The 10,262-nt window shown below is 67.1% G+C and carries 11 protein-coding genes; all 11 read left to right on the forward strand.

Annotated features, from left to right (window positions below):
• The first annotated feature begins 51 nt into the window (after positions 1 to 51).
• The 11 genes from alaS (at position 52) to nusB (ending at position 10,253) form a co-directional block, all read left to right on the forward strand.
• A complete protein-coding gene (gene alaS, locus ASE64_RS13200; RefSeq protein WP_055781271.1) occupies positions 52 to 2,709 on the forward strand; it encodes an alanine--tRNA ligase in 2,658 nt (885 codons plus the stop codon).
• Between the two features lie 4 nt (positions 2,710 to 2,713).
• The gene (ruvX, locus tag ASE64_RS13205) at positions 2,714 to 3,208 is read left to right on the forward strand and encodes a Holliday junction resolvase RuvX (RefSeq protein WP_055781274.1); all 495 of its coding nucleotides are present in this window, start codon (positions 2,714 to 2,716) and stop codon (positions 3,206 to 3,208) included.
• Positions 3,201 to 4,388, forward strand: coding sequence for an endolytic transglycosylase MltG (gene mltG / locus ASE64_RS13210; protein ID WP_235480621.1), 1,188 nt, complete (start codon positions 3,201 to 3,203; stop codon positions 4,386 to 4,388). The genes ruvX and mltG overlap by 8 nt, the downstream gene beginning before the upstream one ends.
• A 5-nt stretch (positions 4,389 to 4,393) precedes the next feature.
• Complete coding sequence (locus ASE64_RS13215; RefSeq protein ID WP_055781276.1) at positions 4,394 to 5,287, forward strand: shikimate dehydrogenase family protein; 894 nt, start codon at positions 4,394 to 4,396, stop codon at positions 5,285 to 5,287.
• 126 nt (positions 5,288 to 5,413) lie between these two features.
• Entirely contained in the window at positions 5,414 to 6,619 is a 1,206-nt protein-coding gene (gene aroC / locus ASE64_RS13220; protein WP_055781279.1) for a chorismate synthase, read from the forward strand.
• Positions 6,620 to 6,630: 11 nt separating this feature from the next.
• A complete protein-coding gene (locus ASE64_RS13225) occupies positions 6,631 to 7,137 on the forward strand; it encodes a shikimate kinase (protein ID WP_055781282.1) in 507 nt (168 codons plus the stop codon).
• Complete coding sequence (gene aroB, locus ASE64_RS13230; protein WP_055781283.1) at positions 7,134 to 8,219, forward strand: 3-dehydroquinate synthase; 1,086 nt, start codon at positions 7,134 to 7,136, stop codon at positions 8,217 to 8,219. The genes ASE64_RS13225 and aroB overlap by 4 nt, the downstream gene beginning before the upstream one ends.
• A gap of 78 nt (positions 8,220 to 8,297) precedes the next feature.
• Positions 8,298 to 8,726, forward strand: a complete 429-nt coding sequence (locus tag ASE64_RS13235; protein ID WP_055781286.1) for a hypothetical protein — start codon at positions 8,298 to 8,300, stop codon at positions 8,724 to 8,726.
• Between the two features lie 11 nt (positions 8,727 to 8,737).
• Positions 8,738 to 9,175, forward strand: a complete 438-nt coding sequence (locus ASE64_RS13240; RefSeq protein ID WP_055781289.1) for a type II 3-dehydroquinate dehydratase — start codon at positions 8,738 to 8,740, stop codon at positions 9,173 to 9,175.
• A gap of 83 nt (positions 9,176 to 9,258) precedes the next feature.
• Positions 9,259 to 9,822 carry an elongation factor P gene (gene efp, locus ASE64_RS13245; protein ID WP_055781292.1) on the forward strand — a complete coding sequence of 188 codons (564 nt, stop codon included), beginning with the start codon at positions 9,259 to 9,261 and terminating at the stop codon, positions 9,820 to 9,822.
• Between the two features lie 17 nt (positions 9,823 to 9,839).
• Positions 9,840 to 10,253, forward strand: coding sequence for a transcription antitermination factor NusB (gene nusB, locus ASE64_RS13250; protein WP_044438391.1), 414 nt, complete (start codon positions 9,840 to 9,842; stop codon positions 10,251 to 10,253).
• Positions 10,254 to 10,262 lie beyond the last annotated feature (9 nt).

A 10,262-nucleotide genomic window follows, 5' to 3' on the forward strand; every position in this document is an offset into this window, starting at 1 on the left:
GTCGGGCACTGCGATCGATCGCAGTCCGACGCACCGAACGCAACGGAACTCATGAACACCGCCGACATCCGCCAACGCTGGCTCACCTTCTTCGCAGACAAAGGGCACACGGTCGTTCCGAGCGCATCGCTCGTCAGCGACGACCCGACCCTGCTCTTCACCGTCGCGGGCATGGTGCCGTTCATCCCTTATCTGACAGGCCTGGTGCCCGCGCCGTATCCGCGCGCGACGAGCGTGCAGAAGTGCATTCGGACCCTCGACATCGAAGAGGTCGGCAAGACCACCCGTCACGGCACGTTCTTCCAGATGAACGGCAACTTCTCCTTCGGCGACTACTTCAAAGAGCAGGCGATCCGCTATGCCTGGGAGCTGCTCGTCACTCCCGAGGCCGACGGCGGACTCGGCTTCGACGAGAAGGATCTGTGGGTCACGGTCTACGAGGACGACGACGAGGCCATCGAGTACTGGAAGAAGACGGCCGGCCTTCCCGACGAGCGGATCCAGCGGCTCGGAATGGACTCCAACTACTGGTCGACCGGCCAGCCGGGACCTGCAGGTCCCTGCTCGGAGATCTTCTTCGACCGCGGTCCCGCCTACGGACGCGAGGGCGGACCGGCGGCCGACGACGACCGCTACATCGAGATCTGGAACCTCGTCTTCATGCAGTACCTGCGCGGCGAGGGCACGGGCAAGAACGACTTCGAGATCCTCGGCGATCTGCCCAGCCGCAACATCGACACGGGTATGGGCCTCGAACGCGTCGCCTTCCTCAAGCAGGGAGTCGAGAACCTCTACGAGATCGATCAGGTGCGCCCCGTGCTCGACACCGCGTCGCAAATCTCCGGCCGCGGGTACGGCGCCGACCACGAAGACGACGTCCGGATGCGCGTGGTCGCCGACCACGTTCGGAGCGCGTTGATGCTGATGTCCGACGGCGTGATGCCGTCGAACGAGGGCAGGGGATACATCCTGCGGCGCCTGCTGCGCCGCTCGGTCCGTTCCATGCGTCTGCTGGGCGTCGACACGGCGGTCTTCCCCGAGCTCTTCCCGGCATCTCGCGACGCCATGAAAGCCGCCTACCCCGAGGTGGAGACCGACTTCGACCGCATATCGCGAACCGCATATGCCGAGGAGGAGTCGTTCCTGCGCACCCTCAGCGGCGGCATCAACATCCTCGACCTGGCCGTGAACTCGGCCAAGGACAAGGGCGCCAAGACTCTGGCGGGCGACACCGCGTTCCAGCTGCACGACACCTACGGATTCCCGATCGATCTCACGATGGAGATGGCGGAAGAGGCTGGGCTTGCGGTCGATCGCGTGGCCTTCGAGTCGCTGATGAGCGAGCAGAAGCAGCGCGCCAAGGCCGATTCCAAGGCCAAGAAGCTGGGGATCACCGACCTCGGCGTGTACAGCCAGTTCCGCGCCATCGGAGAGACCACGTTCCTCGGCTACGACGAGCTCGTCACCGAATCGAAGATTCTCGGGCTCATCATCGACGGACAGTCGGTGACGAGCGCCGTCGCCGGTGAGACACTCGAAGTCATCCTCGCCGAGACCACGCTGTATGCCGAGTCCGGTGGGCAGGAGGCCGACTCCGGCACGATCCGGGGCGACGGCTTCGAACTCGAGGTGCTCGACGTGCAGAAGCCCGTCAAGGGGCTCATCAGCCACCGTGTCCACGTCACGAGCGGCCAGGTGTCGGTCGACGACGCGGCGACCACCGTGGTCGATCCCGAGTGGCGCCGCGGTGCTACCCAGGCCCACTCTGGTACCCACCTCGTGCACGCAGCACTCCGCCAGACGCTCGGCCCGCAGGCTCACCAGTCGGGCTCGTACAACAAGGCGGGATACCTGCGTCTCGACTTCTCGTGGAATCAGCCCCTGTCGACCGAGACCCGCTCCGAGATCGAAGAGATCTCGAATCTCGCGATCCGCAGCGACCTCGAGGTCGTCACGCGTGAGCTGCCCCTCGACGAGGCGAAGGCCCTGGGCGCCATGGCCCTGTTCGGCGAGAAGTACGGCGACGTCGTGCGTGTCGTCGACATCGGGGGCCCCTGGTCGCGCGAGCTCTGCGCCGGAACGCATGTGCAGCACAGCTCGGAGATCGGCATGATCAACATCCTCGGCGAATCGTCGATCGGCTCGACCAACCGTCGAGTCGAGTCGCTGGTCGGTATCGAGGCGTTCCGCCAGTTCACGGCCGAGCGCAGCGTGGTGACGCAGCTGGCGACCACACTGAAGGCTCCCCGCGAAGACGTGCCCGCACGCATCCAGGATCTGGTCGCGAACCTCAAGGCGGCCGAGAAGAAGCTCGCGGCCTACGAGGCGAGCGCCCTGAGCGATCGGGTTCCCTCGCTGGTCGACACCGCCCGTACGGTCGGCGAGCTCCGGCTCGTGGCCGCCGACGCGGGAGCGCTGTCGTCGTCCGACGACCTGCGAGCCCTCGTCACCGGGGTACGCGAGCGGCTCGGATCCGCTCCGGCCGTCGTGGCCCTCGCGGCTGTCGTCGCCGACAAGCCTGTCGTCATCGTCGCGACCAACGATGCGGCTCGCGCGCTCGGACACCGGGCCGGTGTTCTCGCCAAGCAGGCCGCATCCGTTCTCGGCGGGGGGGGCGGCGGCAAGGACGACCTCGCCCAGGGTGGCGGCACGAACGCAAGCGCCATCGACAGCGCCCTCGCGGCGGTGTCGCAGACGGTTCTGGGCTGATCGGGTGCGGTCGGGCGTTCGCCTCGGCGTCGATGTGGGCAAGGCCCGCATCGGCGTCGCGCGCAGCGACTTCCACGGCATGCTGGCGACCCCGCTCGAGACCGTTGCTCGAGCGGCAGGCGACAGCACGGCAGACCTCGATCGGCTGACGGTCCTCTGCGACGAACTGGACTGTGCGGAGATCGTCGTGGGCCTGCCACTGTCGCTGTCGGGGGGCACGACGCCCTCGACGGATGACGCGATCGCGTTCGCGGGTCGACTCGCGATCGCCACGGGCAGGGCCGTGCGCATGATCGACGAGAGACTCACGACGGTGTCGGCTCAGGCCGCGTTGCACACCTCCGGCCGCGCCGTGAAAGGTTCGCGTCCCGTGATCGACCAGATCGCCGCGGTTATACTTTTGCAGCATGCCCTCGATTCGGAGGCATCCACGGGAAACCCGCCCGGGATCGCCGCATCCGAGTTGGGACCCGATCCACAGGGGGATTACCGTGACTGACCGTCAGCCACCAGAAGACCACCCGTTCTCCGAGTTCCTGCGTGAGCCCGCTTCGACGTCGAAGCCCGGGGCCCAGCCGAACTCTCGCAGGGAGCGGCGCGAGACGCACGGCTCCGTGCAGCACACGGCGAAGACGCCGCGGCGACGGCGGCGAGCGCTCACAGGCGTGATCGTGACGGTCGTCATCCTCGGTCTCCTCGCCGGAGGAGGTGCGTTCGTCTACTCGACGTTCGAGCCCCAGATCACCGCCATGCTCAGCCCGAAATCCACCGACGACTACAGCGGCGACGGATCGGGCGAGGTCATGGTGAAGATCGCCGACGGCGAATTCGGCGACGCCATCGGTGTGAAGCTGCAAGAGGCCGGCGTGGTGAAGAGCTCGGACACCTTCTACTCGCTCCTGCTCAAAGAGAACCCGCAGCCCGTCTTTCAGACCGGCACGTTCAAGCTCGCAGCGAAGATGAGCTCGAAGTCCGCACTCGCCGCTCTGCTCGACCCGGCGAACAAGGTCGACTACACCGTGACGATCCCCGAGGGCACCACGGCCTCGGGCATCTACCAGTCGCTGGCCGACGTGACGGGGCTCTCGTTCGACGACTTCAAGGCGGCAGGAGCCGACTTCGTCTCGCTCGGGGTGCCGGCCGAGGCGCCGAGCGTGGAAGGGTTCCTGTTCCCGGCCACCTACGAGTTCCAGCCCGGTCAGACGGCCGCCGAGATGCTCAAGACGATGGTCGACCGCACGTATCAGGCCCTCGATGCCGCGGGCGTCGCGCCCGATCAGCGTCTGTACGTGCTGACTCTCGCGGGACTCATCCAGAGCGAGTCCGGCAGCAAGGACGACATGTACAAGGTGTCGCGGGTCTTCCAGAATCGCATCGCCGACGGCATGAACCTCCAGTCGGATGCGACCGTGCGGTACGGCGCAGGCGGTGGGGAAGTCGACACCACGGAGGCCGAACGCGAAGACGCGTCGAACCCGTACAACACGTACGCGAATCCCGGCCTGCCGGTCGGGCCCATCTCCAACCCCGGCGACGACGCGATCGATGCCGCCCTGCACCCCGCCGAGGGAGACTGGCGCTACTTCGTCACCGTCAACCTCGACACCGGCGAGACCGTGTTCTCGGTGACGCAGGAGGAGCACGACGAGGCCGTCCAGCAGTACCAAGCCAACCACTGACGCCGATGACCCACGTGAACGTGCCCACGGCATCGTCGAGGCGCCTGGCCGTCCTCGGCTCGCCGATCGCGCATTCCCTGTCTCCACGTCTGCACGCGGCGGCCTACGCCGTTCTCGGGCTCGACTGGCGCTACGACGCCATCGACGTCTCCGAGAGCGATCTCGACCCCTTCGTCACGGGCCGCGGAGACGAGTGGCTCGGACTCTCGCTGACCATGCCACTGAAGAACAGCATCCGGCCCCTGCTCGACAGTCGTGACGAGTTGAGCGTGCTCACCGGATCGACCAATACGGTGCGCTTCAGCCTCAGCGGTGGCGAACGCCGCCTCGACGGATTCAACACCGATGTCGGGGGCATCGTGCGGGCGCTCGACGAGAAAGCGATCGCGTCGGCCCGGCACGTCGCCATCCTGGGCGCGGGGGCGACAGCAGCGTCCGCCGTCGTGGCCGCGGCCCAACTCGGGGCGGAGCACGTGAGCATCCTCGCGCGCAGCCCGGAGAAGGCGGCAGACCTCGAGCAGATCGGCCACGCCGCCGGCACATCGATCGCGATCCTTCCGCTCACCGTCGCGTCGTTGGACGTGATCGACGCCTCGCTCGTGATCTCGACACTTCCGGGGACCGCGGAGGCCGCCGGGCTTCTCGGCGACAGCACGCTTCCCGGCCGATCCGATCTGCTCGACGTGGCCTACCATCCGTGGCCGAGCGCGCTCGGCGCGATCTGGAGCGCCTCGGATCGGACGGTCGTCTCGGGATTGCGCATGCTGCTCCATCAGGCGCTCCTTCAGATCCGCATCTTCGCGAACTCCGACCCGGCGCTTCCCCTGCCGGACGAGGCTGCCGTGCTGGCGGCGATGGAGTCGTCGGTCGAGAGCGTCGACGGGCCACGAGAGCGGTAGCTCCCCGCCGGAGGCCGGAGGCGATCTATGGGAGGATCGATTGTCGGCTGTCCGCACGCCGACACGTCTGGCCGCCGGTCACCGGCCGCCGTCGCCCATCCTGCCGCCTGAAGGAACAGCCCTCATATGCTTCGTTGGATCACCGCCGGAGAATCGCACGGCCCCGAACTCATCGCCACCATCGAGGGGCTGCCCGCCGGCGTACCCGTGCTGATGGACGCGCTCCGCGCAGACCTCGCCCGGCGCAAGCTCGGCTACGGCCGCGGGGCACGGATGAAGTTCGAACAAGACGAGCTGACGATCTCGGCCGGCGTCCGGCACGGCTACTCGCTCGGCAGCCCTGTCGCCATCCGCATCGGCAACACCGAGTGGCCGAAATGGGTCGAGGTCATGAGCCCCGAGCCCGTCGACGCCGATCTCGCGAGCCGTGGCCGCGGAGCGCCTCTCACGCGTCCGCGCCCCGGTCACGCCGATCTGGTGGGCATGCAGAAGTACGGCTTCGACGAGGCCCGGCCTGTTCTCGAGCGCGCCAGCGCCCGGGAGACCGCGGCGCGGGTCGCCCTCGGCGCCGTCGCGAGAAGCTTCCTCTCGGAACTCGGCATCTCCCTGGTCAGCCACACGCTCTCCATCGGCCCGGTGCGCGTTCCCGAAGACAGCCCGCTGCCTGTGCCTCGCGACGTCGCGGCGCTCGACGCCGATCCTCTGCGCTGCTTCGACGAGACGACCAGCGCCCTCATGGTGGCGGAGGTCGATGCGGCGCACAAAGACGGCGACACGCTCGGTGGCGTCGTCGAGGTTCTGGCCTATGGCGTTCCGCCCGGCCTGGGATCGTACGTGCACTGGGACAGACGCCTCGACTCCGCGCTGGCTGCCGCTCTGATGGGCATCCAGGCGATCAAGGGCGTCGAGGTCGGCGACGGGTTCCTCACGACGACGCGCCGCGGATCGGATGCCCACGACGAGCTCGTGCAGTCGGACGGCCGCATCACGCGACTCAGCGACAAGGCCGGTGGCACCGAAGGCGGCATGAGCACGGGCACCGTGCTGCGTGTTCGCGCCGGAATGAAGCCGATCGCTACGATTCCCCATGCGCTCCGCACCGTCGACGTCGCCACCGGCGAGGCCGCGGCCGCCCATCACCAGCGCTCCGACGTGTGCGCCGTCCCGGCGGCGGGCGTCGTCGCCGAGGCCATGGTGGCGCTCGTGCTCGCCAACTCGGTGCTCGAGAAGTTCGGGGGCGACTCCGTGGCCGAGACCAAGCGCAACCTCGAGTCGTACCTCGCGCACATCCCCGACCGTCTCGCATCCGCCGGTATCGACGGCACCGACTGAGGCCGCCCCCCATGCTCCTCGTGCTGATCGGCGCGCCCGCGGCCGGAAAGTCCCGGATCGGCAAGAAGGTCGCCCGCACGTTGGGCGTGCCGTTCATCGACACCGATACAGAGATCGTGCGCCAGCACGGTGCGATCTCCGATCTGTTCGCCGCCCACGGCGAAGCCCACTTCAGAACGCTCGAGCGCATCGCCGTCGAACACGCGCTCACGAAGACAGGCGTCGTGGCCTTCGGCGGGGGAGCGGTGCTCGATCCGAGGACTCAGGCGGACATCGCGGCGCTGCCCGTGGTGCTACTGACCGTCGAGGCCTCGGCTGTCGCGGCGCGGCTGGCGAACGGCAAGCGGCCTCTCATCTCGTCGATCGAATCGTGGCAGGCACTCGTCGACTCGCGGCGTGAGCTCTACGAATCCCTCGCCGACTTCTCGATAGACACCTCTCGCCGCCCGACCGACGTCATCGCGACCGATATCGCCCGGTGGGCGCGCGAATACAGACCCCAGAAGGACACCCCATGACCGACAGCACCCCCGTCACCCGGATCTCCGTCTCGGGCACCGACCCGTACGACATCGTGATCGGGCGAGGGCAGACGCACGACCTCGCGGAGTTCCTCGGCCAGGGTGTTCGAAAAGTCTTGATCGTGCACGCCCCCACGCTGGCGGCGAAGGCCGCCGCGATGCGCGAGAGTCTGCTCGATCGCTACGAGGTGCTTCTCGCCGAGGTGCCGGATGCTGAACAGGCCAAACGCGTGGAGGTCGCGGCGTTCTGTTGGCAGGTCATGGGGCAGTCCGACTTCACGCGTTCCGATGCCGTCATCGGCTTCGGAGGGGGAGCGATCACCGATCTCGCCGGTTTCGTCGCGGCGACCTGGCTGCGCGGTGTGCGGCTCGTGCAGGTACCGACCTCCGTTCTCGGCCTCGTCGACGCCGCCGTCGGGGGAAAGAACGGGATCAACACGGCCGAGGGAAAGAATCTCGTCGGCACGTTCTACGCGCCGAGCGCCGTCGTGGGAGACCTCGACACGTTCGACACCCTTCCGCGCAACGAGATCCTCGCCGGATTCGCCGAGATCGTGAAGGCCGGGTTCATCTCGGAGCCGGAGATCCTCGACATCATCGAGGCCGACGTCGACCGCGCCACCGACCCGTCGACCCCCGAGTTCAGGCGCGTCGTCGAACTCTCTATCGCCATGAAGGCCCGCGTGGTCGGTGAAGACTTCACCGAGCAGGGCCTCCGCGAGATCTTGAACTACGGGCACACGCTGGGGCACGCGATCGAGCACGCCGAGCGCTATCAATGGCGGCACGGCGCCGCGATCTCCGTGGGCATGGTCTTCGCCGCGGAGCTGGGGCGTCTCACCGGAGCACTGTCGGACGAGGTCGTCGAGCGCCACCGAAGCATCCTGACCTCGTTGACCCTGCCGGTCAGCTACCCGGTCGGTCGGTGGCAGACACTGCTCGCGACCATGCAGCGCGACAAGAAGGCCCGGGCGGGAATGCTGCGGTTCATCGTTCTCGACGATCTCGCGAAACCGTCCGTTCTCGCCGGCCCGGAGACGGCGCTTCTCTTCGCGGCCTACCAGGAGATCGGCTCCTGACGCGGGCTGTGCAGGAGAGGACGCCCCTCCTGGGGAGAAGTCCAGACCGCGACGCGTGAAAGACGAGAGGGTGTCTGCATGACGACTCCCTCCTCGACACCCGACCCCGACGCGATCATCGCGACCGACGCCGACGCGCGCGAGCTGCTCTCGACACTGCTCGGCCCCGCGCTCAGGCGCCAGCTCTGGGCGTTCCTGCTGGCCTCGAACGGACGCCAACTGCCTATCGTGATCCCGATCGACGGCATTCCGGCCAGTCCGAGCGACGAAGAGTTGCGTTCGATCGTGTCGAGTCTCGGGCAGGTGCTCGACGAGTACGGCCCGGGCGGCAGCATCCTCTTCGCCCTCGAGCGGCCGGGTGACGAGACGCCCCACGGGTTCGACGAGTTGTGGGCCGACGGCCTGCATTCCGCGGCCGAGGACGAAGCGGTCGACGTGTTCGCGATCTATCTCGTACACGACGATGGGCTCCGCATGATGAAGGCGCGGCTGTCTGCTCGTCGCTAGAGTTAGGCGTCATGACCACTGTGCTCGTCTTGAACGGACCAAACCTCTCGCGTCTCGGCAGCAGGGAGCCCGACGTCTACGGATCACAGGATCTCGAGGCCCTTCGCGCCGTCCTCACGGAGGATGCGGCCGATCGGGCAACCATCGAGTTGCGCCAAACCGATGACGAGGCCGAACTCATCCACTGGCTCCACGAGGCGGTCGACTCTTCGACGCCGGTGATCCTCAACCCCGCCGCCTTCACGCACTACAGCTACGGATTGCGCGACGCCGCCGCGTTGGTGACGAAAGCGGATATTCCTCTCATCGAGGTGCACATCTCGAACCCCCATGCCAGGGAGACGTTCCGTCACACGAGCGTCATCTCCGGCGTTGCGACCGGCGTCATCGCGGGCTTCGGATTCGATTCCTACAGGCTGGCGCTGAAGGCCGTCATCGGCTTCAACTAGGCCGCAAGCCGGCAGACGGTACACTCACTGAGGGCCATTTTCCGCGCCTCCACAATTCTTCACTCGAACGGAACAGTTTTTCCATGGCTTCAACCAGCGACATCAGAAACGGCGCCGTCCTCAAGATCGACGGCCAGCTCTGGGCGGTCATCGACTTCCAGCACGTCAAGCCTGGTAAGGGCGGCGCGTTCGTGCGCACCAAGATGAAGAACGTACTCACCGGCAAGGTCGTCGATAAGACGTTCAACGCAGGGGCGAAAATCGAGACGGCCAATGTCGACCGTCGCGACTTCCAGTACCTGTACAAAGACGGCAACGACTTCGTCTTCATGGACACCGCAGACTACGACCAGCTCACCGTGACGGCTGCCGTCGTCGGCGACGCGGCCAACTTCATGCTCGAGAACCAGGCCGTCACGGTCGCGCTCAACGAGGGTCTCCCGCTCTACGTCGAACTGCCCGCGAGCGTCACGCTCGAGATCACCTACACCGAGCCCGGTCTCCAGGGAGATCGTTCGACGGGTGGCACCAAGCCCGCCACCGTCGAGACCGGCTACCAGATCCAGGTTCCGCTGTTCCTCGAGCAGGGCACCCGCGTCAAGGTCGACACGCGCACGGGGGACTACCTCGGCCGCGTGAACGACTGACCCGGAGCGGTAACGACATGAGTGCACGCACCAAAGCTCGCAAGCGCGCCCTCGACGTGCTCTACGTCGCCGATGTCCGGCAGATCTCGATCAACGAGGCCCTCGCCGCCGAGGCCACCCGGGCGCTGAGCGAACCCGCTCGCGAGGCATCGTGGCTCTACGCCCGCGAGATCATCGACGGGGTCGTCGACCACGGAGATGAGATCGACGAACTCATCGAGACCTACGCCCAGGGGTGGACGCTCGCGCGGATGCCGATCATCGACCGCGCTCTCCTGCGCATCGGCATCTGGGAGGTCCTCTTCAACGACGACGTTCCCGACGGCGTGGCCATCAACGAGGCCGTCGACGCGGCCAAGCTGCTCAGTACCGACGACTCGGGCAGCTTCCTGAACGGAATCCTGGGGCGCGTGCAGCAGTCCAAAGGCTGAGCGCTGGCC

This window comes from Agreia sp. Leaf210 (assembly GCF_001421485.1).
Lineage (GTDB): Bacteria > Actinomycetota > Actinomycetes > Actinomycetales > Microbacteriaceae > Agreia.

What these genes read in the sequence shown, in the direction of transcription:
- alaS (WP_055781271.1), top strand. Translation starts at nt 52, where the DNA reads ATGAACACCGCCGACATCCGCCAACGCTGGCTCACCTTCTTCGCAGAC.
- ASE64_RS13215 (WP_055781276.1), top strand. Translation starts at nt 4,394, where the DNA reads ATGACCCACGTGAACGTGCCCACGGCATCGTCGAGGCGCCTGGCCGTC.
- aroC (WP_055781279.1), top strand. Translation starts at nt 5,414, where the DNA reads ATGCTTCGTTGGATCACCGCCGGAGAATCGCACGGCCCCGAACTCATC.
- ASE64_RS13225 (WP_055781282.1), top strand. Translation starts at nt 6,631, where the DNA reads ATGCTCCTCGTGCTGATCGGCGCGCCCGCGGCCGGAAAGTCCCGGATC.
- aroB (WP_055781283.1), top strand. Translation starts at nt 7,134, where the DNA reads ATGACCGACAGCACCCCCGTCACCCGGATCTCCGTCTCGGGCACCGAC.
- ASE64_RS13235 (WP_055781286.1), top strand. Translation starts at nt 8,298, where the DNA reads ATGACGACTCCCTCCTCGACACCCGACCCCGACGCGATCATCGCGACC.
- ASE64_RS13240 (WP_055781289.1), top strand. Translation starts at nt 8,738, where the DNA reads ATGACCACTGTGCTCGTCTTGAACGGACCAAACCTCTCGCGTCTCGGC.
- efp (WP_055781292.1), top strand. Translation starts at nt 9,259, where the DNA reads ATGGCTTCAACCAGCGACATCAGAAACGGCGCCGTCCTCAAGATCGAC.
- nusB (WP_044438391.1), top strand. Translation starts at nt 9,840, where the DNA reads ATGAGTGCACGCACCAAAGCTCGCAAGCGCGCCCTCGACGTGCTCTAC.